26 protein-coding genes are annotated in these 22,383 nt (G+C 47.1%); 1 reads left to right on the top strand and 25 read right to left on the bottom strand.

Translation table 11 applies throughout. The features are described 5' to 3' along the window. Positions 1-206: 206 nt before the first annotated feature. The 22 genes from ahrC to spoIIIAA all read right to left on the bottom strand — a co-directional run bounded on the left by ahrC (position 207) and on the right by spoIIIAA (position 17,896). Positions 207-656, bottom strand: coding sequence for a transcriptional regulator AhrC/ArgR (gene ahrC / locus CXK86_RS08490; RefSeq protein ID WP_076251030.1), 450 nt, complete (start codon positions 654-656; stop codon positions 207-209). A gap of 84 nt (positions 657-740) precedes the next feature. After that, positions 741-1,226 (bottom strand): hypothetical protein, encoded by a 486-nt coding sequence (locus CXK86_RS08485; RefSeq protein ID WP_036614357.1) that lies wholly within the window; start codon positions 1,224-1,226, stop codon positions 741-743. Positions 1,227-1,310: 84 nt separating this feature from the next. Next, positions 1,311-2,156, bottom strand: coding sequence for a TlyA family RNA methyltransferase (locus CXK86_RS08480; protein WP_076251028.1), 846 nt, complete (start codon positions 2,154-2,156; stop codon positions 1,311-1,313). Between the two features lie 22 nt (positions 2,157-2,178). Beyond that, positions 2,179-4,086 (bottom strand): 1-deoxy-D-xylulose-5-phosphate synthase, encoded by a 1,908-nt coding sequence (gene dxs, locus CXK86_RS08475; RefSeq protein WP_036614362.1) that lies wholly within the window; start codon positions 4,084-4,086, stop codon positions 2,179-2,181. Positions 4,087-4,369: 283 nt separating this feature from the next. Continuing rightward, entirely contained in the window at positions 4,370-5,293 is a 924-nt protein-coding gene (locus CXK86_RS08470; RefSeq protein ID WP_083669823.1) for a polyprenyl synthetase family protein, read from the bottom strand. Beyond that, the gene (gene xseB / locus CXK86_RS08465; RefSeq protein ID WP_017687599.1) at positions 5,268-5,525 is read right to left on the bottom strand and encodes an exodeoxyribonuclease VII small subunit; all 258 of its coding nucleotides are present in this window, start codon (positions 5,523-5,525) and stop codon (positions 5,268-5,270) included. Before xseB ends, CXK86_RS08470 begins: the two co-directional genes overlap by 26 nt. After that, the gene (xseA, locus tag CXK86_RS08460) at positions 5,515-6,879 is read right to left on the bottom strand and encodes an exodeoxyribonuclease VII large subunit (RefSeq protein WP_017687598.1); all 1,365 of its coding nucleotides are present in this window, start codon (positions 6,877-6,879) and stop codon (positions 5,515-5,517) included. Before xseA ends, xseB begins: the two co-directional genes overlap by 11 nt. A gap of 10 nt (positions 6,880-6,889) precedes the next feature. Next, positions 6,890-7,747: a bifunctional methylenetetrahydrofolate dehydrogenase/methenyltetrahydrofolate cyclohydrolase FolD gene (folD, locus tag CXK86_RS08455; protein ID WP_036675001.1), complete on the bottom strand. Its 858-nt coding sequence runs from the start codon at positions 7,745-7,747 to the stop codon at positions 6,890-6,892. Between the two features lie 117 nt (positions 7,748-7,864). After that, entirely contained in the window at positions 7,865-8,317 is a 453-nt protein-coding gene (gene nusB, locus CXK86_RS08450; RefSeq protein ID WP_017687596.1) for a transcription antitermination factor NusB, read from the bottom strand. 222 nt (positions 8,318-8,539) lie between these two features. Continuing rightward, positions 8,540-8,773, bottom strand: a complete 234-nt coding sequence (locus CXK86_RS08445; protein WP_017687595.1) for a DUF2273 domain-containing protein — start codon at positions 8,771-8,773, stop codon at positions 8,540-8,542. Positions 8,774-8,787: 14 nt separating this feature from the next. Next, positions 8,788-9,327, bottom strand: a complete 540-nt coding sequence (gene amaP / locus CXK86_RS08440) for an alkaline shock response membrane anchor protein AmaP (RefSeq protein ID WP_017687594.1) — start codon at positions 9,325-9,327, stop codon at positions 8,788-8,790. 146 nt (positions 9,328-9,473) lie between these two features. Further along, positions 9,474-9,884, bottom strand: a complete 411-nt coding sequence (locus CXK86_RS08435; protein ID WP_017687593.1) for an Asp23/Gls24 family envelope stress response protein — start codon at positions 9,882-9,884, stop codon at positions 9,474-9,476. 217 nt (positions 9,885-10,101) lie between these two features. Then, positions 10,102-11,445, bottom strand: a complete 1,344-nt coding sequence (accC, locus tag CXK86_RS08430; RefSeq protein ID WP_036614375.1) for an acetyl-CoA carboxylase biotin carboxylase subunit — start codon at positions 11,443-11,445, stop codon at positions 10,102-10,104. Between the two features lie 55 nt (positions 11,446-11,500). Beyond that, on the bottom strand, positions 11,501-11,965 hold the full coding sequence (gene accB / locus CXK86_RS08425; RefSeq protein WP_036614903.1) for an acetyl-CoA carboxylase biotin carboxyl carrier protein: 465 nt from the start codon (positions 11,963-11,965) through the stop codon (positions 11,501-11,503). Between the two features lie 139 nt (positions 11,966-12,104). Further along, entirely contained in the window at positions 12,105-12,932 is an 828-nt protein-coding gene (locus tag CXK86_RS08420; protein WP_101313623.1) for a SpoIIIAH-like family protein, read from the bottom strand. Between the two features lie 66 nt (positions 12,933-12,998). Next, positions 12,999-13,637 (bottom strand): stage III sporulation protein AG, encoded by a 639-nt coding sequence (gene spoIIIAG, locus CXK86_RS08415; RefSeq protein WP_101313622.1) that lies wholly within the window; start codon positions 13,635-13,637, stop codon positions 12,999-13,001. A gap of 15 nt (positions 13,638-13,652) precedes the next feature. After that, the gene (gene spoIIIAF / locus CXK86_RS08410) at positions 13,653-14,483 is read right to left on the bottom strand and encodes a stage III sporulation protein AF (RefSeq protein WP_180361739.1); all 831 of its coding nucleotides are present in this window, start codon (positions 14,481-14,483) and stop codon (positions 13,653-13,655) included. 31 nt (positions 14,484-14,514) lie between these two features. Continuing rightward, the gene (spoIIIAE, locus tag CXK86_RS08405; RefSeq protein ID WP_373888059.1) at positions 14,515-15,657 is read right to left on the bottom strand and encodes a stage III sporulation protein AE; all 1,143 of its coding nucleotides are present in this window, start codon (positions 15,655-15,657) and stop codon (positions 14,515-14,517) included. Positions 15,658-15,725: 68 nt separating this feature from the next. Continuing rightward, positions 15,726-16,115 carry a stage III sporulation protein AD gene (spoIIIAD, locus tag CXK86_RS08400; RefSeq protein ID WP_017687586.1) on the bottom strand — a complete coding sequence of 130 codons (390 nt, stop codon included), beginning with the start codon at positions 16,113-16,115 and terminating at the stop codon, positions 15,726-15,728. 32 nt (positions 16,116-16,147) lie between these two features. Next, positions 16,148-16,351 carry a stage III sporulation protein AC gene (gene spoIIIAC / locus CXK86_RS08395; protein WP_017687585.1) on the bottom strand — a complete coding sequence of 68 codons (204 nt, stop codon included), beginning with the start codon at positions 16,349-16,351 and terminating at the stop codon, positions 16,148-16,150. Positions 16,352-16,380: 29 nt separating this feature from the next. After that, positions 16,381-16,899 (bottom strand): stage III sporulation protein SpoIIIAB, encoded by a 519-nt coding sequence (spoIIIAB, locus tag CXK86_RS08390; protein ID WP_036614389.1) that lies wholly within the window; start codon positions 16,897-16,899, stop codon positions 16,381-16,383. Then, positions 16,892-17,896, bottom strand: coding sequence for a stage III sporulation protein AA (gene spoIIIAA / locus CXK86_RS08385; protein ID WP_036674989.1), 1,005 nt, complete (start codon positions 17,894-17,896; stop codon positions 16,892-16,894). Before spoIIIAA ends, spoIIIAB begins: the two co-directional genes overlap by 8 nt. A 263-nt stretch (positions 17,897-18,159) precedes the next feature. Between spoIIIAA and CXK86_RS08380 the strand changes: the two genes are divergently transcribed. Beyond that, positions 18,160-18,909 carry a 2-phosphosulfolactate phosphatase gene (locus CXK86_RS08380; protein ID WP_051447358.1) on the top strand — a complete coding sequence of 250 codons (750 nt, stop codon included), beginning with the start codon at positions 18,160-18,162 and terminating at the stop codon, positions 18,907-18,909. 86 nt (positions 18,910-18,995) lie between these two features. Here CXK86_RS08380 and CXK86_RS08375 read toward each other — a convergent pair whose 3' ends face one another. The 3 genes from CXK86_RS08375 to CXK86_RS08365 all read right to left on the bottom strand — a co-directional run bounded on the left by CXK86_RS08375 (position 18,996) and on the right by CXK86_RS08365 (position 22,361). Further along, on the bottom strand, positions 18,996-20,249 hold the full coding sequence (locus tag CXK86_RS08375; RefSeq protein ID WP_047843625.1) for an aspartate kinase: 1,254 nt from the start codon (positions 20,247-20,249) through the stop codon (positions 18,996-18,998). A 190-nt stretch (positions 20,250-20,439) separates the two neighbouring features. After that, the gene (gene efp, locus CXK86_RS08370; protein WP_017687580.1) at positions 20,440-20,997 is read right to left on the bottom strand and encodes an elongation factor P; all 558 of its coding nucleotides are present in this window, start codon (positions 20,995-20,997) and stop codon (positions 20,440-20,442) included. A gap of 290 nt (positions 20,998-21,287) precedes the next feature. After that, positions 21,288-22,361 (bottom strand): M24 family metallopeptidase, encoded by a 1,074-nt coding sequence (locus tag CXK86_RS08365; protein WP_101313619.1) that lies wholly within the window; start codon positions 22,359-22,361, stop codon positions 21,288-21,290. Positions 22,362-22,383: the final 22 nt, after the last annotated feature.

Here is a 22,383-nt window from a genome sequence, read left to right as displayed (position 1 = left end):
GTCCGCTTTTGATTACGAAGGATGCCTGGTGGCATCATCAGCATCGAATATGGAATTCAGCCGAAATATAAGTGGGATGCTTACGAAGTATGTTTCCTTCGGAAACATTGCAGTTGCTCACGTAGTTTTCCCTACGCTCCGCTACTCCATTTCTAGCTTCATCCCATCTTCTCGGTACTGAAAACCGATCTTTTTGAACACGCACTTTAAGCAATGTAACCCATGATCCGCTCAATAACGGTCACACTGTTACCTTCAGTCCGGCAGATAATCAGAATGGTGTCATCTCCACAGATCGTGCCCATGACTTCATTCCACTCAATATTATCAAGCAAAGCTGCAATGGAGTTGGCTGTTCCGGGCAAACATTTCATCACAACCAGATTGTTTGCGTGATCAATGTGCAAGAAGTTGTCAACAAGTGCACGCTTCAACTTTTGAATCGGATTATATCGTTGATCTGTTGGTAAAGAGTACTTGTATCTTCCGTCATCCATCGGAATCTTGATTAACAGAAGTTCTTTGATATCCCGGGATACAGTCGCTTGAGTCACCTGAAAACCTGATTTGCGCAGTGCTTCAACCAGATCATCCTGGGTCTCAATTTCATTTTGACTAATGATTTCACGAATCTTGATGTGCCTTTGTCCTTTCATATATGCCTCCAGTTAGATGTATTGCAATAAAGCAGCATTTGTAATTCGCCGCAGACTTTGCCCTGCAATGTTCATTCTTTTATATTAGTCCAGATCATCTCCATCATACACATCTTCCTGATAGTCCATGAGCCTGATTAACTTAATATCGGAATCCTCCACGTCAACATACAGCAATCCTTCACAGCCAGGATATAACAACAAATAATTGAGGAAGCGATCCCTTAGCGCAGGGCCGGTCATATCGATTGGCTGTCTGCGACGAGACGTTTTCACGAGGTATCTGAGATCCTCACGTTCTGCAACATAATCAATGAATAATCTGCTGTAATAAACGGATTCATTGGCCTCAAAAGCCAGAGGGACTTTCATTTTGCCACCGATAACTTCGTAGCCCTGTGCTTCAAGCAAATCCAAGGCCGGGGAATCTTGAATCTTCACGTTCAGTTGCATTCCAGACAAGCTTACCGGCGTCGGTCGGTTCACCCAATTACGCAAGCCAAAGAACAGCCACAAGATCAAACAGACAGCAAGTACACCTATAAAGATTGTGTCATATTGACCATCCATTATCGCTCACCTCGAAGACATATTCGAGGTTCAGTAATGATTTCCCTTTACGTCAATCACCTTTCCAGCGAAAAGAAACCCATCTTATGATGAGTTTCCCGTAAATGTATGAGCTGCTTCCTTTGCAACTTGCTCCGCAAGTGCGTCAAGTGAAGCTGGATCGATCTCTGGTTGTGTTGCCTCTGGTGCTTCCAGACGCCAATGTGCGAGAAATTCTATATTACCTTCTCCACCCGTTATCGGTGAAAAAGTTAAACTCTGCAGATGTAAACCAAGTTGACTGGAAAAATGAAGCATTGTCTGCAATACATCCTTGTGTACCTTCGTATCACGTACTACACCGGACTTGCCTACTTTTTCACGCCCTGCCTCAAATTGAGGTTTAATCAATGCAACGATATCTGCAGGTTGTTTCAAAAGAGCCAGAAGTGGCGGCAATATGATTCGCAGTGAAATGAACGACACATCAATGCTCGCAAAGTTCGGCACGGGTCCCGTCAGATCTTCAGGAGTCACATAGCGGAAATTAGTTCGTTCCATAACGGTAACCCGCTCATCATTACGCAAAGACCAGTCGAGCTGATTATAACCCACATCAATAGCGTAGACGTGAGATGCGCCATGCTGAAGTGCACAGTCCGTAAATCCGCCGGTGGATGAACCAATGTCGAGCATGACAAGTCCGTTCATATCAAGGCCGAAATGACGGATCGCTTTTTCGAGCTTCAATCCGCCTCTACCGACATAGGGATGTACCGAGCCTTTAACTTTCAGCTCGGCTTCCCTTGGAATTTTCATGCCCGCCTTTTCGATCGGCTCATTATTGGCATATACCAGTCCAGCCATGATTGCAGCTTTTGCCTTCTCACGACTTTCATAATAGCCCTGCTCAACCAGCAGAACATCAATTCGTTCTTTCGGGAGTGACATGTCTGTCTCCTATCATGTAAATTTACGAAGGAAAACGTGTTTTGGGTATGCCGTAAGATGATTGAACAGCCATCTTGCGCAGTTCAGCACATACATTTTCAACGGTAAGACCCACTTCCTCACGTTGTTCCTTAATACTGCCATGCTCGATGAAGCGATCCGGAATCCCCATCAATTGTACATGAACATCATGTAGTCCCTGTTCTGCATAAAACTCCAGAACTGCACTACCCATGCTGCCTGCCTGGGATGTTTCTTCAAGTACAATCAATTTGGTGCCTCGAACAGCTAAATCACGCAACATTTGCTCGTCAAGAGGTTTCAGGAAGCGAGCGTTGATTACGCCTGCTGTGATCCCTTCCCGCTTCACCATCTCTGCTGCTTCTTCTGCAAGCTGCACCATCGAACCTGAAGCGATGACAGCATATCCCTCGGATGGACGCAGTTGCTCCCATGATCCGATTGGAATCGGAACAAGTACATCATCCAAAGGTACACCGACCACATTGTTTCGTGGATAACGGTAAGCAATTGGACCTTCATTATAATCAAGCGCCGTTTTCATCATATGACGCAATTCATTTTCGTCTTTTGGCATCATCAGAACGATATTTGGAATATGGCGCATAAATGCCACATCGTATACCCCTTGATGTGTTTCCCCATCCGGACCAACAAACCCGGCACGGTCAATGGCAAACATCACGTTGGCGTTATGACGGCAAATATCATGTACAATCTGATCATAAGCACGTTGCATAAACGTAGAATACACGGCAAAGACCGGCTTCAAACCTTCCATAGCCAGTGCAGCACACATGGTCGCCGCGTGCTGTTCTGCAATACCTACGTCAATCATGCGATCGGGAAATTCCTTACTGAACGGAATAAGACCTGATCCTGTAGGCATTGCTGGCGTTACAGCTACGACCCGCTTATCCTGCTTCGCAAGATCAATTAACGTTTGACCAAACACTTCCGTGTACATCGGTTTTCCGACTGCCTTCAGCACTTGCCCAGATTCAATTTTGTACGGAGAAATCCCGTGCCACTTGTGCGAATCGGCTTCTGCTGGCTGATAACCTTTGCCTTTGGTCGTGAGCACGTGAACGAGCACAGGGCCATCAACGTTATCTGCCTGTTTGAAGGTTTCGATCAATTTGGGAATATCATGCCCATCAATCGGTCCCAAATACGTGAAGCCCAGTTCTTCGAAAAGAACACCTGGTACCATCATATATTTGACACTATCTTTGATCCAGCTTGCCGATTTGGCCAAACGGTCCCCAATAGCAGGAATTTTTTTAAGCATGCCCTCGACATCATCTTTTGCTTTCAGATAATGACGATCCGAACGAATCTTGCTCAAATATTTATGCATGGCCCCAACGTTTGGAGCAATGGACATTTCATTATCATTCAGAATAACCATCAGTTTTCTCTGCTCATGACCGATATGATTGAGGGCTTCAAAAGCCATACCACCTGTAAGCGCTCCATCACCAATCATCGCGATAACTTGGTTGTCTTCACCCTTCAGATCACGTGCAAGGGCCATCCCCATCGCAGCAGACAATGAAGTACTGCTGTGTCCAGCTTCCCATACGTCATGTTCACTTTCGTTGCGTTTGACAAACCCGCACAGACCGTTATGTTGACGCAATGTATCAAAGCGATCCATACGCCCTGTCAGGACTTTATGCACATAAGCCTGATGCCCTACATCAAAAATCATTTTGTCTGCTGGACTGTTGTAGCAGTAATGCAGGGCTACCGTGAGCTCAACCACGCCTAAGTTGGGTGCGAGATGCCCACCTGTAACAGACAGTTTCTCAATCAGAAACTGCCGGATCTCTGCCGACAAAAGGGCAAGATCATCCTGAGACATCGACTTTAGATCACTGGGTTGTTTAATTTGTGGAAGCAGCACGAGAATCTCCCCGCTTTCCTAGATTGTTTAGTTATTGTTGTAAATCGATATATACATTATGAATCAAATGACATTAAATCATTATAACATAAAAGAACAAGAATCATAATTTACTGCACTATACTCCCGATAACGAGCATTCTCGCCAGCAAGTTATTTAAAATTCTTCTCCATATGTATTCGCGCATCCACTCGGGACAGACTTTTTCCATCCACTCGGAAAAAGGACATTACATTCATTACACGGTTATACAGGTTTTGAAACAGACCGCTCCGTCAGAATCTAATGGTCTCGACTCATCAGATAATCTGCAATTTCCAACAATCTGGATGCATCAGGTAACTCGGCTCTTTCAAGTGCGTCTTTTGCAGATTGGGTAAGGGATTTCACTTCATCTACAGAAGCCTCCATGCCAATAAAATAAGGATATGTTACCTTCTGCTGATTCACATCGCTCTGTGTTTTCTTGCCCATCTTCTGCTCGTCACCCGTCAGGTCGAGAATATCATCCTGAATCTGGAACGCCAGCCCCAGATCACGTCCAAACACACGTAAGGCTTCCAATTGTCCTTCCGTTGCTCCACCAATTCGTGCTCCAGCAATGAGTGAGAAAACAATTAGGTCACCTGTTTTGTGCAAATGGATATATTGGAGCTGTGAAAGATCGGTCATGCCTTGCTCGCCTTCCATATCCGCAACTTGGCCGCCGACCATACCTCTTGCTCCAGCAAGTTCGGACATGTCCTCTACGATGGACAGCAACGCATCTGCCGCTACACCGCTACGGCGTCCAGCTTGAACAATGCTATAAAAAGCATGGGTTAACAGCGCATCGCCTGCCAATATGGCTGTTGCCTCACCATATACCTTATGATTCGTTAATTTTCCCCTGCGGTAATCATCATTATCCATAGCAGGCAGGTCGTCGTGGATCAGTGAATACGTATGAACCATCTCCACGGCGCAGGCTACCGGCATTGCAGCTGTACGCTGTGCACCGAAGGCTTCCGCCGCAGCAACGACCAGAAGAGGACGAAGGCGTTTGCCTCCGGCCATGAGTGAGTACTGCATCGCATCCGTCAACGATTGGGGTACATCCCAGTGATCGGGAAGCGTGTGTTTCAACGCTTCTGTCACCGCAGCTGTGACCTCTTCGAGGTACACTTGAAACGAAGGACGATTACTCATGGACTTCACCGCTCTCATCGTCAGCAGTTCCGAAAGGCTTCTTGCGAAGCTCTCCATCTTCTTCTACGATCATCTCGATCTTGCGTTCCACTTGTTCCAGCTTAAGACCGCACAGTTGCGAAAGTTTCATCCCGCGTTGAAACAGATCGATGGCCTGTTCCAACGGAACATCACCATGTTCCAGCTGACCTACGATGTCTTCCAATGCCGCCATTGCCTCTTCAAAATTCAATTCCGGTTCATTCGCCATGGGTATTGTCGTCCTCCTTCATTCCCCAAACCTGACAGTCCAGCTGTCCGTCTGTTAATTTAATCTTAATTGAATCTCCAGGCTGTACATCTTTCGTTGACTTGATCAATCGCTGTTCCTGCTCGTCATAGACAAGACTGTATCCCCGTGACATGACTTTGAGCGGGCTAAGCGCATCCAGATGCCGCACAGATGATTTCCACTGTTGCTGCTTCGATCTGGCTATAGACCTGATCGCAAGTTCCAGTTGTCTGCGTGCTGCCGCATTCTCACGGCGTGCTGCATTGACCTGCTCACGAGGATTGAATCGTTGCAGTGCTGCCCGCAGACGCTCCTGCTTCTCTCCTGTCCATTTCATACGTGTATCCACTGTTCTCAAAAGCCGTTGATGCATCATATCAAGTCGTTCGGTGTGCTGCATCAAGGTACGTCTTGGATGCACCAGCACTGGCGAACGCTGTAATCTTGCGAGCCGTTCACGATTATGTACAGCACGCTGACGCAAGCTATGCTGTAATTGACGCTGACGTTGTCCAATCTGATCAAGCAACTCAGCTCGATTAGGTACAGCTAATTCAGCAGCTGCTGTAGGTGTAGCCGCACGCAAATCGGCTGCAAAATCAGCAATAGTGAAGTCCGTTTCGTGCCCAACCGCAGAAATGACAGGAATATCCGAAGCAACTATTGCTCTTGCCACAATCTCCTCATTAAAGGCCCACAACTCCTCCAGTGAACCGCCTCCACGTCCAACGATAAGTACATCGGCTTCTCCCATCCGGTTCAGGTTGCCAATCGCTTTGACAATGGAAGGTGCTGCACCCTTGCCTTGAACCAGAACAGGATATAAAACAACTTTGGCAGAAGGGTACCTGCGCTGGAGTGTGATCATGATGTCTCGCACCGCCGCTCCCGTCGGTGAAGTTACAACCCCGATGGTCTGTGGATAACGAGGGATCTGTCTTTTTCGAGAAGGTGAAAATAACCCTTCATCCTCAAGCTTTTTCTTCAGCTGTTCGTAAGCCAGATACAGACTTCCAATTCCGTCCGGCTGCATATGGGTAGCATAGAATTGATACTGCCCATCCCGTTCATACACCGAGACATTACCACGGGCAATAACCCTTGCACCCTCCTTCGGTACAAAGGGTAATCGCTGGTTATGGGACGCAAACATAATTGACTTGATCCGGCTGTCCTTGTCCTTCAATGTAAAATACATATGGCCGCTGGAGTGATGTGTGAAATTCGAAATCTCCCCGCGCAGCCAGACGTCCGACAGGACCTGATCCGATTCCAGTTTCATCCGGATGTATCGGTTCAGGTCTTTGATGGAGTAGATCTTTTGATCTGCCACAGACAAAACCCTAGGCCAATCCGTGAGCGCGCTTGGCAGCGATCAATGTATTTTGCATCAGCATTGTGATTGTCATCGGACCAACACCGCCAGGAACGGGTGTAATTGGACCAGAAACTTCTTTCACACTCTCGAAATCAACGTCTCCTGCCAGTTTGCCATTATCCAAACGGTTCATGCCGACATCGATAACAACAGCACCTGGTTTCACAAAATCAGCATCCACAAAATTAGCACGGCCGATGGCTACAACTAAAATGTCCGCCTGACGTGTAATTTCTTTCATGTTGGCTGTACGGGAATGACACATGGTTACCGTCGCATTCTCACGTTGGAGCAACAGCGATACCGGTTTGCCAACGATGTTGCTTCTTCCGATAACCACTGCATGTTTACCGGACATTTCCAGTCCAGTACGTTTGATCAGTTCAATTACACCCGCTGGGGTACATGGAAGCAGACTATCGTCTCCAATTACGAGATTACCAACATTGACTGGATGGAATCCGTCTACGTCTTTATCCACGGCAATCGCATCAATAACCGCTTTCTCTTCGATGTGTTTAGGTAGTGGAAGTTGAACCAAAATTCCGTTAATGGATTGTTGATTGTTCAGCTTGTCCACCAGCGCAAGCAGATCTTCTTGGGACGTATCTGCATCCAAGCGATGCACTTCGGAGTAGAAACCGAGGTCGTGACATGCTTTTTCTTTATTACGCACATATACTTGGGATGCCGGATCTTCCCCGACGAGCACAACAGCCAGACCAGGTACTACCCCCTGTTCGCTAAGCTGTTTTACTTCTGTTGTCATGCTTGCGCGGATCTCTTGGGATACTTCTTTACCGTTAATAATAGATGCTGTCATTGTACTCTCTCTCCCTTATGTGAATATAAATTTAGAGGTTGTTCAAAAAGCCCGCTTTTGATTACGAAGGATACTGAAAACCGGTCTTTTTGAACACACACTATAATTAATCATAACTTAAGATAATTTTGCTTTAATCGCGTCAACTTCCTGAATCATGCGTCCAAGTACACCATTGACGAACTTGCCAGATTCTTCTGTACCAAAATATTTGGACAGTTCAATCGCTTCATTGACCGATACCTTTGCCGGAATGTCATCACGAAACACCATTTCATACGTTGACAGTCGTAGAATCTGGCGATCTACACGTGATAGACGGCTGATCTGCCAACCTTTCAAATAATCCACAAGCAGCCCGTCAATGGCTTCCTTATTGTTCCAAGCTCCTTGTACGATCTCAGTAACATAAGTACGCATTACATCTGCATCACGGATAACCACTTCGGTTTCATTATCTTCAGCAGCTTCATTGATCAACATGTTCACAGCTTCTGCTGCACCTACCTCATTCATTTCCATCTGATACAGACTTTGTACTGCAATTTCCCTTGCCAAACGTCTTTTCATGTCCTGCCTCCTGCAGCGCTCCGTCTGGAGCGTCATCATGCTTATTTTATAATCCATGCAACCATCTCATCAAATCCTGTATTGGATTGATCGATGACTTCCACGGTATTGTTATTGTTATCCCTTTTCACAAAAAAACCTGCAATACGTATCCTCCAAAAAACGGGCAACCTAAACTACAGCTCTATTTTCGGAAGAAACATATTGCAGGGTTCAGGTAGGTCACTTAAACGGACGCCAGCGATCGCCCAGCCATTGCCCCCACTCCCTCCAGGGAATGGACGAACCCAGCTTCGAATCGCTTCGTCTGCCTAACGTATAACCGATGAACACCAAGAGTGCAAAGAACAACATATCCCAAAAACCGATCCATACATAAAGAAATCCAAAAAAGATGCCGCCGATAATTCCGGTAATTCGGCCTCTGTGACTATCCCAAATCTCTTTCCACAGCATCAGTGAAACTCACCTCATTCCACTCGACTCTTGTAGTTAGGCGACTGGGTTACATTAGCGATATACACCGTGACAAAAGAAACCGGGATGCCCGTAATCTCTTGCACATGATCATGTATCGCCTTTTGCAGATCAGAAGTCAGCGCAGGAATAGGTGTCTCACCATCCACTACTGCACGGATCATAATCTCCAGTCCTGACTCAACCACACGTATGCGTGCCTTGACATCACGTACTCCCCGGAAACGGGAAGTTGCCTTCAAACAGAGATTCTCAATCGTCTCCATCGAAATCTGTACATCACCAAACTCAGTACGTTGATCTACAGACGGCAACGATGCACGCTCACGCCGAACCGAGATGTAGAAAAATCGCAAACTCAGGATAAACAAAATCGCTGCTGCAATAACCGACGCAACAATAACGTTCTGTTCCTGCTGGTAATTCAATTCGTAAGGCAGCACACCGCTAATCAGAAGAATGACGGCTGCCGATATTGCTCCAACGCTTATGCTGTATATAAACAACAGAAGCCGATCCAGTATTTTAGCCACGAACTGCACAGCCTCCCTTGCTCACTAACATGACTTAACCTGTTCACTAGCAAAAAATCAGATCCTCATCTAGCTTTCGCTATAATGAAGACCTGTCCAAGACGGGATAACCCCCGGCAGATGATGCCGGGGGAATCTGTCTTCTTTTATTTTACGCGCTGACTGTTCAGGTCGATCTCTTCCACTTTCTCGGTGCTCTTGAACTGAACGTCATGAATGTGCACATTCACTTCATTCACATTCAATCCTGTCATGTTCTCGATGGAACGTTTCACGTTCTGTTGAATCTCCGTAGCTACTTGTGGCAGACGGTATCCGTACTCGATAATTACGGAAACATCAACTGCAGCTTCACGTTGGCCCACTTCAACTTTAACGCCCTTGGAAAGGTTTTTGCGACCAAGCAATTCAGCAAATCCGCCAGCGAATCCGCCACTCATGCCTGCAACACCTTTCACTTCAAGGGTCGCCAATCCAGCAATCACTTCAATAACTTCAGGTGCGATCTGGATTTCACCGATATCCGTTCGTTCAAATTCAGTCGGTAGTGTACTCATAACTGTTCAACACACCTTTCGCGAGATAAGTTTGCGGCCATCCGTCAGGGCGCTGGACTCAGGTTAATCAACCTTCAGAACCCTTCCGGTCCGGCTTTACCGGAACTCCTGCAAACATCCGCGAGGTGCGGGCTTATCCTTTGCAGGAGACATGCGCTCTTATTATTCATACTATATCATTTGGGCTACATTATGACAAACAAGCCCAATATACCTTTTAAATCTCGTTTTCCTCAAGAAATTTGATATCAAAGTCACCACGAATGAACGTTGGGTGCTCCAGCAATTTCTGATGGAAAGGAATAGTTGTAGATATGCCTTCAATCGCAAATTCCCCAAGCGCACGTTTCATCTTGGCAATCGCCTCTTCACGATTCGCTCCCCACACGATCAATTTTGCGATCATGGAGTCATAGAAAGGTGAAATGGTATAACCCGGATAAGCAGCACTATCTACACGAACGCCAGGTCCTCCCGGTGCAAGGTAGAATCCGATTTTGCCTGGTGAGGGCATAAAGTTACGGTCCGGATCTTCTGCATTGATACGACATTCAATGGACCAGCCATTGATAACCACGTCTTCCTGACGGAATGAGAGTGGGTTGCCTTCAGCTACCGAGATCATCTCACGGATCAGATCCACGCCAGTAACCATCTCAGTTACCGGGTGCTCTACCTGAATACGCGTATTCATCTCCATGAAATAGAACTCGCCATTCGGGCTGAGCAGGAACTCCAATGTACCCGCTCCCGAGTAATCCACAGCAAGGGCAGCCCGTACCGCAGCTTCACCCATCAGTGTGCGCACATCTTCGGAGAGAATCGGACACGGAGCTTCTTCTACCAATTTCTGGCGACGACGCTGAACCGAGCAATCACGCTCTCCCAAATGTGCAGCATTTCCGTGTTTATCAGCAATGATCTGAATTTCCACGTGTTTCATACCTGTCAGGAATTTCTCCAGATATACACCTGCATTGCCAAATGCCTTTTGTGCTTCCTGCTGAGCAGCGGTAATCTGCTTAATCAGCGTTTCTTCATCTTCGGCAATACGAATTCCCTTACCTCCGCCACCAGCAGTAGCTTTGATAATGATAGGATATCCGATATCTCTAGCAATCATGATGGCTTCATCCATATTTTCAACAAGGCCGTCTGATCCAGGAATAACAGGTACTCCTGCATCTTTCATCGTCTGTTTGGCAACAGCCTTGTCACCCATTTTGGTGATGGCTTCAGGAGAAGGTCCAATAAACGTAATATTGCAAGACTCACAAATTTCCGCAAAATCAGCATTCTCAGCCAAAAAACCGTATCCAGGGTGGATTGCATCACATTCCGTCAGCGTAGCTACACTCATCAGGTTTGTGAAGTTGAGGTAACTGTCCTTAGACAGTGTCGGTCCGATACAATAAGCCTCATCTGCAAGACGAACATGCAGAGAATCCTTGTCCGCTTCCGAATAGACGGCTACCGTTGAGATGCCGATTTCACGGCAGGCACGAATAATACGTACCGCAATCTCTCCACGGTTCGCAATCAGTATTTTTTGAAATTTCATTTCGTTTTGTCCTCCTTCGAAGCTCATGCGGTTAGCTGTTTACCAGCTATAACGGTTATTCCGGTTTCACCAGGAAAAGGGGCTGCCCATACTCGACCAGCTGTCCGTTCTCAACCAGCACTTCAACGATTTCTCCCTTGATGTCCGCATCAAGCTCGTTCATCAGCTTCATAGCTTCGATGATACATACCGTTGTTTTCTCAACAACTTTATCACCAGCGCTCACAAAAGGACCCGCTTCCGGCGAGGAAGCTCTGTAAAAAGTACCTACCATCGGAGATACAATTTTATGTAAATGACTTGTAGTATCGACCTGCGGTGCAGCTTCACTTACCACTGCTGCCGGCTGTACTTGCGGAGCAGCAATCATTTGCGGTTGCACAGCAGCTGCTTGAACATACTCCGTTTTGCCCGGTTTGCGGATTGATAACCGTGATCCTTCATTTTCAATTTCCAACTCTTGAACGGAACTTTCATCTACCAGTTTAATCAGTTCTTTGATTTCACTCAATTTAAACATTTCCATTATTCACTCCTTCGGCATCATGCCAGTCTCACTAGGACGGTCATATGGCTTTATGTATTATATCATAATCATTAAAAATGGAAAGAGCCCGAGAGTACAACCAGCTCCCGGGACTGCATTTCCATGATTTGGATTACTGTTCTGTGACGTATTGCACGCTGATTTTGTTCTGTGAAACCGCCAATTCTTTCATGACCAGATCCACAATGGATACCGCCTGTTTTACATCCAGTTTGTCACTGAGGACCACAACTTTATACTTGTCGGCATCTTCTTGAACGATCGCATTAGCGTACTGTTGAGAGAGCGTCTCCTCAATGCCAGTGATTTTAGCTTCTTTTTCTTCCAGTGTACGGAGTTGCTCCGTTGCTTTGGCATTCTCCTCTGGCGTTTTGCTCAGATCACCTGCCACGGTCATCAGTTCCTCATACTTACGATTGTTGCTTTCCTCACGTTGCCACTGGTAGTTCTGGAACTGGCTGCTCGCAGATGCTGTCGTATTCTGCTCTTCCATTTCCTTGAGGACTTCCTCATCTGTCTTGGTTGCAGTGCCGCCTGCCTGACCGTCTGTCTCCGGTGTAGTTGTTGCGCCTTTGTCGGTCTCTTTGGTTTCATTGCCTGTCTCACCCTTATTCTCGCCTGGTTCGACAGCAGGGGTTTTCTCTGTATTTCCAGCTTCTTTACCTTCCGTAGCCGCCGGTTCTTCCACAGCGCCAGCCGCACTTGGATCACTTTCAACTTCGCCGCTATTCACCACTTCATTTACAACCAAACCTTCTGTAGGATCAAGAATGCCTGCCGTCTCCTTTGCTTCCCCCTGTTTGATTCCATCCACTTGCTGACTGTCAGCCACCGGCGCGTTGACTGGACCGGAATCCTCAGTGAACAGATAATACGCGGACAAAATGACCATCAGACTCAGCATGGAAACGAGCCATACCGTTTGACGTTTGTTATTCATTAGAACTTCCTCCTCAAATTGGCTTCAATCTTATGAGAATTGAATCTTGTGATTCAACACATCAGATTAGTCTTGTTTGCGCGGTACAACCGAGATCCGGTAGGCTGCCACATTCAGTCCTTTTTCCACAGCATCGGTTATCAGGTCCTTCACAACCTTGTTCTCTGCACCCCTCGCAACCACAAGCACCCCACGGATCTGCGGTTTGAGCTTTTTGGTCACTATAGGTGTCTGATCCCCTGCTATTTCGTAAGTAATAATCTCGCCATCACGGGTATATTGCGTCATATGCCGTTTGCCCCCGCTAGCATCGGTTTCTTCGGTAAGTTGCTGAGAATCCTTCACGTTCCGCTGAACGACCAATTCTTCTGTGGAATCCACGGTAACCATAACATCAACCGTTCCCACACCAACAATGTTTTCCAGCACACCTTTGATTTTGTCTTCAAATGCAATTTCGATCGCCTGAAAAGGATTCTGTTCCGACGGATCACTCTGTATGGATGCCATGGATGTTGCCGGGTCCGGTGGTTCCCGACCGATATTTTCGGAATCAATTTTTTTGACATTGACGAAGGAATTGAACAGCATGATTCCCACCCCGATCAAACCCAGGATAATCAGCCAGCGGAAGGTTTGAGTTCGCCTTGCCCCACCCTCTCCGCCACCCATCCAGGTTTCCATCTTTTTGAACCATTGTTTCATCGGACACCCTCCTTCTCAGAGCACTTCAGCACTTTTTGGTTCTGTCACTTGAACGTTGTTTGCATCAACATCCCACTTTTCAGTCAACAATGTAATAATCTGCACCGCATGTTCGGACCTTGTGGATGTCTCACCTTGCTGCTTCGTCTCATCTGCTTGATCACGTATAACAGGCTCCGAAGACGCTTCATTTCCATCACGTTGCCCTTTACTCACATCAATCTGAACATCAGGCACTTCTATCTGACCGATCTGGATGGGCTGCTGTATTTGATGTGATTTATCCTTCTCGACTTCTGTGTCTGTTCCAAATATGGGTTGTGTATTAGCAGCGACTTCTTGCTGCCCTGCCTTCACTTCTCCTTCTGCACCCTCTCCGGCCATCTCGACCAACACACGCTGGATCACAGGCAGTTCGACTGATGAGGCAGCTTCCATCTCGGTTTCATATTTACTCATGGTCAGCTGTACCTCTACGGACCGCACCTTGGCTCCTGTTGTTTCTTCAATCTGACCTTTCATGACATTAGCCAGTTCTTTGGCTGTCCATTGTAAGGATTGTTCCTGTTCATTGGATTGCAGCCGTTTGCCCTGAGCTAATATCTGTTCGAGTGTCGCTTTCCCATTCGATGGAGCATCCATTGCAGACATTGCCCGTTTCAGTTCGCCAACCGGATCACTTTTAAGCAGCTTGGTTATGGGTGATAAAAGGGTCAGCAGGATGAGAAGGCTCAGCACAAGCTTGACATAACGTTCCATGGATCGATTGGGCAACAACATATCCACAAAAGTCGCCAGCAGAACGATCATAATCAATTCCTGGAGCCAGTTGCTCAGCCACCCCATCCTTTCCACCCCCTTTCTTGCCAACATACATTCAGCGCATCATGACAGTCAGATTGCCCGCGGTCAGCAGGATGGTAATGGCCAGGAAAAACATCAGTCCGACGGCTGCGAGCGCCGCAAATACGTAGATCATGCTCTTGCCGATGGCCTGGAGGCATCCTACAATCGGGGTGTCTCCTAGTGGTTGCATGATGGCACCAGTTACGTTGTATATCAAGGCAAGAGCCAGGATCTTGAGTGCCGGAAAGGCACATAGAAACAAAATGATGATCACTCCGGTGAGTCCAATTGCATTTTTGACAAGTAAAGAAGCTGTAATTACCGTATCCGTCGCATCCGCAAATGTTCTGCCCACGACAGGGACAAAGTTGCCTGCGATGTATTTGGCGGCCTTCAGGCTAACTCCATCCGCTACGGAGCCCGATGCTCCCTGCACCGAGATTACACCCAAAAACATCGTCAGCAGGATACCCAGCAGTGCTACACTAATATTGCGCAGGAGGTCTGCCAGCTGTGTCAGCTTGTACTTGTCAGACAATGAACTGACGAGATGCAGAACAGCTGAGAAGAAGAGTAACGGGAATACCAGCAAGTGAATCAACGTACTCACCAGATGAATCATGAAAATGATGAGTGGATGTGTCACCGAGACGGTGATGACATTACCCATGGACGCAAGCAGTGTGAATAACAAGGGAACCATGGCCATCATGAAGTTGATCATGCCGGTTATGGCATCCTTGGCGTATCCAATCGCTACACTGAAGCTGTTGATCGCAATGATGATGATGACCATATAACAGATGGAATAGGCGATTTTGCTAATATTATTTTTCTCAAATGCGGTCTGAAGTGTCTCCAGAATCATGCTGAGTACACTTAACATCACAATCGTGACCAGAAGTTTGCCATTATATAAAATTTCATGCAGCATGAAGGTTCCGATCGCTACAAACACCGATTTCAGGCTGAACCCTTCATTGCCGGGGATTAACATATCCATGAAGGAAGGGGTCTTCCCATCCGGGAAGAAACCACCGTATTGTTGCATCAGTTGATCCCAGTATTTCTCCACCTGATCCTTGGGAAGCTGATCGGCCTGCTGCTCCATCCACTCACCGGAAGGCGAGGTTGCAGTAACCTGTCCCAGGATACCAAACAGAAAACAGAACATCAGCACAACCGTAAGGCGCCACTGCGGCTTAAGATGCATTGATTTCATATGAAGTCCGCACGCCCTTTCTACACCGGCATCAGCTTCATGACGGTTTCGATAATAATGCTGATGATCGGTATAGCAAGTACAAGGATCAGTACCTTACCAGCCAGTTCGATCTTGGACGCAATGCTCTCCTGACCTGCATCCCTGACAATCTGTGCGCCAAATTCAGCGATGTACGCTATGCCAATAATTTTCAGCACCGTTTTCAGATAAATACTTTCCATGCCTGAATTCTCGGCAAGCCGCTTCAACACTTCGATAACTGCACCGATCTTGCCAATCAACAACATGAAGATCACAATGCCCGTTGCAGCAGCAATCAGAAAGGCAAACATCGGTTTCTGTTCCTTAATGACCAGAATGAGCACTGTTGCGATGAGCGCCAAACCTACAACTTGGATAATTTCCACAGGTCACCACCATCCGGCTTCATGACCGTTTTTCATTGAAAAAGAAATATCGATTTGATCTCTTGTAGCAGGCTGTCCAGCATACGGACCACCATGAACAATACAACGACAAATCCGATTACGGTCACCCAGTGAGCCATATCTTCCTTTCCCATTTGTTTCAGTACCGTGTGAATCATGGCGATGATGATTCCGATACCCGCAATTTGAAAGATTGCGTTCACTTCTAGATTCATGACCTTGGCACCTCACTATCCCGGCTATTTCAGAAGATCAGAATGACGATTAACGCTCCGACAAGCATCCCGAGGCTTCGGCTCATTCGTTCATATTTCATTTGATCGGCCTGGGCGCGGGATTCCTCATGCATTAGTTGTTGAATGGCTAACGATATATGTTTGGTCTGATCCTGACGGTCACTTGTGCCAAGGCTGAAGCTTAATTGCAGCATCACTTCCTTCTCGTCAGCCTTCATGGCCGATCTTCCCCACGCCAGATCCACGCCTGACTGCAGACTTTCCCGGGCAGTGAGTCCATGAGGAGGTTCCATCTGTGTAGCTGCATGAAGAAACAGCGTTTTTACAGGTTCTTTGGTCTGTGCTCCCATCTTTCCCATGGCATCGGGAAGTGGAGTGAGCCCATAGTTAATCTCCGTCATTAGTCGCTGGAGGGCTGCAATGAGTTCTCGCAACTGTCTCGGTCTTAATGCATACTGTCTGGCCTTGTAAAATCCGGCGAGGGTGCTGGCTAACAGAATAATTACCGCACCAAACATGTTAACCAAAGGCTTCACCTCCTGCCCCGGTCTGCTGCAACCCACGCATTTTGCCATCAGCCAGCCGAAAGGTCATGCCCCGGCTCGTCCGTTGCAGCTGGACATAACGTTGAAACATCTGCTCCGTAATCAAGGTTCTGAGGGCGGGTCTGGCCGACAGCTCCGATAGGTCACGGCCATGCGCAGTCGCAATCACTGAGACTCCTGCATGCAGGGCTTCCATCACCGCCTCGGCATCCTCCGGACGACCGATCTCGTCCACAATCAGGACATCGGGCGACATGGAGCGAAGCATCATCATCATGCCCTCAGCCTTCGGACAACCGTCCATCACATCTGTTCGGGGACCTACGTCGAAGCCAGGTACTCCTTTGTAGCTACCAGCGATTTCGGACCTTTCATCCACAATGCCCACTTTCAGACGAGGACGTATTCCCTGAACCAGTTCAGTTCCCCCTGTAAGCTTTGTACCACTGCTAATTTGTCTCGCCAGATCTCGCAGCAACGTCGTTTTCCCTTGTTGTGGTGGTGATAGGATCAACGTGTGCAGGACCTGTCCGCTCTTCATATCGAGAAGATAAGGAAGGATACGATCAGCCACTCCATGTACCTCACGGGCTACGCGAACGTTAAACCCGTTGATGTCACGCAGGTATTCGACACGCCCACCGCTTAGTACCGTTCGTCCAGCAAGCCCAATTCGATGTCCCCCAGGTATGGTGATGAACCCTTTGCGCAGTTCCTCTTCCAATGTATAAAGTGAATGGTTACTGATCAGGTCCAGCAACCTGTGCGTCACTTCTTTCTGAGGAACATACGCTTCTTCAGGATTCCCGGTCGGACAACCTTGAGGTGTCAGGAAGTGGTATGTGTTGCCTGCATTAATCTCCAGGGGTCTGCCTTCTCGAATACGTACTTCCTCCACTTGTTCCAATAGAGCGGGTGGCATTCTTCCGAGAATGGTTCGGATCGGTTCCGGAAAAAGTTCCCTCCAGTTCACCTTCATGAGTAGGCTCCTCCAACCTTGAGATCATTTGGTTCACACTTCTGGCGCTTGTTCATATCTCAAGTTTATGCCTGTACATTTAATTTATGACGCTGAAATCTATCAATTCTTTAGAATACGGTTGAGAGTTGAAACCATAGATGCACCTTCTGTTCTAGGCACCCGTCTAGATGTGCATGCATATAGTAATTGCAGATAGGTAAGTTCCATTCCGGTTCAAAACAGAACTACCGATCCCCAGATACAGAAAGGAGTTGTGGGGAGTGCGAGTTGATGTCGTTGGCAATGTGAATGAAGTACGTACCATTGATATTGCAGGGAGAAGTGCAGTTGTCATTGATGTATTATGTACGACCAGTACGATTGTTACGGCTCTGGCGTATGACGCTTCGGCTGTGATTGCCGTAGAGACCGTTCCACAAGCCAAACAAATGGAAGTGAAAGATTGCATTCGAGGCGGGGAGCGTTTTGACAAAAAAATCACCGGATTCGAAGTGGGGAATTCCCCCTATGAATATATGACTGCAGGCATTGCAGATAAAACAATCATTCTAACCACAACCGATGGAACACGTGCTTTGATCAAGGCTTCCAAGGGGAAACATGTATTTGCTGGTTCATTTCTCAATGTGCAGGCTGTTGCAGCAGCTCTATGTGAACTTCAACGAGATGTATTGCTGTTATGTGCGGGGAACCAGGATGAATTTGCTCTGGAGGACGGCTTGTGTGCTGGATGTATCATCGATGAACTGCACCGTCAATCCTGTTCTCCCCTTCAACTTAACGATCTCGGCATAGTACTTCATCAGGCGGTATCCCAATGTAAGGAGAGCATCCCGGAGTTGGTGCAGGGGTCTGTTAGCGGGCGGAGGCTTGAAAAGTTAGGCAGAGTTCATGATATTTCGTATTGTTCTCAATTAAACCTGCTGGATTGTGTTCCCGAGATGGGGGAGGGGAACCGCATGCAGCCTTATAGAGGCATACGCGGCGGAAAGATGTTCAAGTTGATGTGAGAATTGCCATGAGAAAAACAAAAAAAGGTGTACTGCTGCCCGTTGGCAACAGTACACCTTTGCTAATTTACATACATAGAAGATACTTATCTGCGATCTTGAGGTCCACCGATAACGGCTTGCTCGGCAGTGTCGAGATCATATGCTGTATGCAATGCCTTAATGACGTCATGCAGCTTATCTCCGTCAATAACACAAGATACTTTGATCTCGGAAGTGCTCACCATCTTGATACTCACGCCTTCAGCGGAAATGACTTTGAACATCTTGGCAGCTACACCTGGGTGACTGACCATGCCTGCGCCAACAATGGAGATTTTAACGAGGTTCTCCTCTGATGTGACTTCACGGTAAGGCAAACGGCTGTGAAGGCCTTCAATGACACGTAATGCGTTCTCACGATCAGACAGCGCCACAGAGAACGAGAAGTCCGCTTTGCCATCCATCACACCGCTCTGAACGATAATGTCCACATCCAGCTGATTGGATGCAAGCGCACCAAATACTTCGGCCAGAACTCCTGGTACATCCGGCACACCCAGAATACTGATGCGAGCCACGTTTTTGTCATAGGCAATACCACTAACCACTACGCCTTGTTCCATTGCTGCTTCCTCCTTCACAACCGTTCCTTCATTATGGTTAAAGCTGGATCTTACGATTAAAGGTACACCGGAATGCTTCGCGTACTCTACTGCACGCGGATGCAACACCGCTGCTCCCAAATTAGCAAGTTCCAGCATTTCGTCATACGATATTTCCTTCAGCTTGCGCGCAACCTTAACGATCCGCGGGTCCGTAGAATAGATTCCGTCTACATCCGTATAGATCTCACACGCATCAGCCTTAATCGCTGCCGCCAGCGCTACAGCTGTTGTATCCGAACCACCACGACCCAGCGTTGTGATCTCGCCGTCTTCCGTCATGCCCTGGAAGCCTGCAACAATAACAATGTTGCCCTCGGCAAGTGCTGCATTCACTCGGTCAGGTTGAATATCATGAATACGTGCTTTTCCATGAACCGGCTCTGTGCGGAATCCCGCTTGCCAGCCCGTAAACGATACTGCCTTACGTCCAAGCGCTTGAATAGCCATCGATAACAAAGAGATCGAAATCTGTTCTCCTGTCGTTAAGAGCATATCCATCTCACGAGCAGGCAGATCACTATTCAGTTGTTTTGCCTGATCAATCAAATCATCTGTTGTATCCCCCATGGCCGAAACCACAACTACACACCGATGTCCTTCATCAGCTTTTTCTACAACACGTCCGGCTACACGCTTCATGCGTTCTGTATCTCCGACCGAGCTGCCCCCAAATTTCATGACGTACAATGACAACGCAAATCCACTCCCTACCTTGTGCAGTATGCATAATTAATGTCCATCGTCATTATTCTCTACGAGAAATGACTTTAACCCAGTATATTACGAAAGCGCCTGATAGGCTAATCTTTTTTCGAAAAAACCCTCTGCCAAAGGAATGGCAAAGGGTTGTTAATAACCTTTTTTAGCTTACAAGCTGTGAAAGTTACGCACGGGAAGAGTATTTACCTTCACGTGTGTCAATCAGGAGAACGTCACCTTCGTTAATGAACAAAGGAACCTGTACGTTCAAGCCTGTTTCCACTTTTGCATTTTTGGTAGCGCCTTGTGCAGTGTTACCTTTAACACTTGGCTCAGTCTCGATGACTTTCAACTCAACGCTTGTCGGCAAGTCGATTCCCAGGATTTCACCTTGGTAGCTAACAATCTTAACGACCATGTTTTCTTTCAGGAAGTTCAATTCCCATTCCAGTTGATCACTAGTCAATGTGAACTGATCATATGTTTCGTTATCCATGAACGTGTGCTCTGTACCGCTTGCATACAGGTAGGATACGCCACGGTTTTCGATGATGGCACGACCAATCGTTTCGCCTGCACGGAATGTTTTTTCAACGGTGTTACCGTTACGCAGGTTTTTCAATTTGGAACGTACAAAGGCAGCGCCTTTACCTGGTTTAACGTGTTGGAAATCAAGCACGGTATAGATATCGTTATCTACTTGCACGGTCAAGCCTGTTTTAAAATCGTTTACTGAAATCACAAAAAATCCCTCCTGATATGGTTAAAAAGTAGGTGATATAAGACGATGGGTTAATGTTATATGTAAAATGAGCCCAAGAATGACCACCTCGTTCACTTCGATTGCAGTACCATCCTCCGATCGCTGTTATCCCCAGATTTTTTTGATCCCATTATGAATGGGAAAATCCGGGGATAAAGGCGAACGCTTCGCTTCTTCAGATTGGTTCTGCACTCTCTGTTATGGTGAAATTTCTTATTTTCAATTTAAATAACACATTAAAAATCGTCTTATATCCCTGTGGCTGTAATTTAGCCGATTACGGTGAACTTCTTGTCCGACTTCGTGAGAATATGAATACCCGTCTCGGTAATCACTACGTCATCCTCGATACGCACGCCGCCAAGCCCGTCAATATATATACCCGGTTCAACGGTAACGACCATACCCGGTTTCAATACATCGTCGCTAAGCTTGGACAAGCGAGGAGCTTCGTGAACTTCCATACCCAGACCGTGGCCTGTGCTGTGTCCGAATTGATCTCCATATCCGTGACCTGCAATGATATCACGAGCCAATGCATCTGCTTCCCGTCCGGTCATGCCCGGTTTCAGGTTCTCCAGCGTATGTAACTGAGCTTCCAGTACAATGTCATAAATTTTGCGCAGTTCAGGTACAGGTGTACCTGTTGCAATGGTACGTGTCAGATCTGAACAGTATCCGTCCAAAAGTGCACCAAAGTCAAATGTAATTAACTCATTCTGTCCGATGACCTTGCTGCTCGCTACACCGTGAGGCATAGCAGAACGTTCACCCGAAGCAACAATGGTGTCAAACGAAGAGGACGTTGCTCCATGCTTGCGCATGAAAAATTCCATCTCCAGATCCACTTCACGCTCCGTCATACCTGGTTTTGCAAACTGCAAAACGTGGCTGAACGTGGCATCCGCCAGATCTGCTGCTCTCTGCATGACCGCGATCTCATCTTCATCCTTGAACATACGAAGTTGTTCCACGATCCCGGATACAGCTTTCAGTTCGATAGATTGAAGTGCTTCAGCATAAGCGGAATGCGTGCCAAATGTAACACTATCCTGCTCGAAGCCCACTTCTTTGATATTCGCGGATGTCAGCAATTCGCGCACCGTATCCATCGGCTTAGCTCCATGCTCCACAACGGTGAATCCTTTGGCTTGTTGAGGCGCTTGTGACATATAACGGAAATCAGTCAGCAGATATGCATCCTGTTCCGTAATCAGCACATATCCCGCCGAGCCTGTAAAACCCGTCATATAACGACGGTTAATCGGGTTTGTAATCAGCATTGCTGTGAGTTCACGCTCACGCATGGCTTCACGCAACTTATTTACTCGTTTGTTTTCCATCGGTAACCCTTCTTTCTCTCAC

The organism is Paenibacillus sp. BGI2013 (assembly GCF_002843485.1).
Lineage (GTDB): Bacteria > Bacillota > Bacilli > Paenibacillales > Paenibacillaceae > Paenibacillus > Paenibacillus amylolyticus.
The sequence above is the reverse complement of the archived record's forward strand: the minus strand, read 5'-3'. Positions and strand labels throughout refer to the sequence as shown.

Bases quoted from the DNA above. Each gene is read 5' to 3' on its own strand.
- CXK86_RS08435 (WP_017687593.1), bottom strand. From the start codon at position 9,884: ATGAGTACACTACCGACTGAATTTGAACGAACGGATATCGGTGAAATC.
- nusB (WP_017687596.1), bottom strand. From the start codon at position 8,317: ATGAAAAGACGTTTGGCAAGGGAAATTGCAGTACAAAGTCTGTATCAG.
- accC (WP_036614375.1), bottom strand. From the start codon at position 11,445: ATGAAATTTCAAAAAATACTGATTGCGAACCGTGGAGAGATTGCGGTA.
- spoIIIAA (WP_036674989.1), bottom strand. From the start codon at position 17,896: ATGAAGGTGAACTGGAGGGAACTTTTTCCGGAACCGATCCGAACCATT.
- accB (WP_036614903.1), bottom strand. From the start codon at position 11,965: ATGTTTAAATTGAGTGAAATCAAAGAACTGATTAAACTGGTAGATGAA.
- spoIIIAE (WP_373888059.1), bottom strand. From the start codon at position 15,657: ATGTTCTGTTTTCTGTTTGGTATCCTGGGACAGGTTACTGCAACCTCG.
- spoIIIAC (WP_017687585.1), bottom strand. From the start codon at position 16,351: ATGAATCTAGAAGTGAACGCAATCTTTCAAATTGCGGGTATCGGAATC.
- spoIIIAF (WP_180361739.1), bottom strand. From the start codon at position 14,483: ATGGGGTGGCTGAGCAACTGGCTCCAGGAATTGATTATGATCGTTCTG.
- spoIIIAG (WP_101313622.1), bottom strand. From the start codon at position 13,637: ATGAAACAATGGTTCAAAAAGATGGAAACCTGGATGGGTGGCGGAGAG.
- CXK86_RS08445 (WP_017687595.1), bottom strand. From the start codon at position 8,773: ATGCTGTGGAAAGAGATTTGGGATAGTCACAGAGGCCGAATTACCGGA.
- xseB (WP_017687599.1), bottom strand. From the start codon at position 5,525: ATGGCGAATGAACCGGAATTGAATTTTGAAGAGGCAATGGCGGCATTG.
- ahrC (WP_076251030.1), bottom strand. From the start codon at position 656: ATGAAAGGACAAAGGCACATCAAGATTCGTGAAATCATTAGTCAAAAT.
- CXK86_RS08420 (WP_101313623.1), bottom strand. From the start codon at position 12,932: ATGAATAACAAACGTCAAACGGTATGGCTCGTTTCCATGCTGAGTCTG.
- CXK86_RS08470 (WP_083669823.1), bottom strand. From the start codon at position 5,293: ATGAGAGCGGTGAAGTCCATGAGTAATCGTCCTTCGTTTCAAGTGTAC.
- folD (WP_036675001.1), bottom strand. From the start codon at position 7,747: ATGACAGCATCTATTATTAACGGTAAAGAAGTATCCCAAGAGATCCGC.
- CXK86_RS08365 (WP_101313619.1), bottom strand. From the start codon at position 22,361: ATGGAAAACAAACGAGTAAATAAGTTGCGTGAAGCCATGCGTGAGCGT.
- CXK86_RS08480 (WP_076251028.1), bottom strand. From the start codon at position 2,156: ATGTCACTCCCGAAAGAACGAATTGATGTTCTGCTGGTTGAGCAGGGC.
- CXK86_RS08485 (WP_036614357.1), bottom strand. From the start codon at position 1,226: ATGGATGGTCAATATGACACAATCTTTATAGGTGTACTTGCTGTCTGT.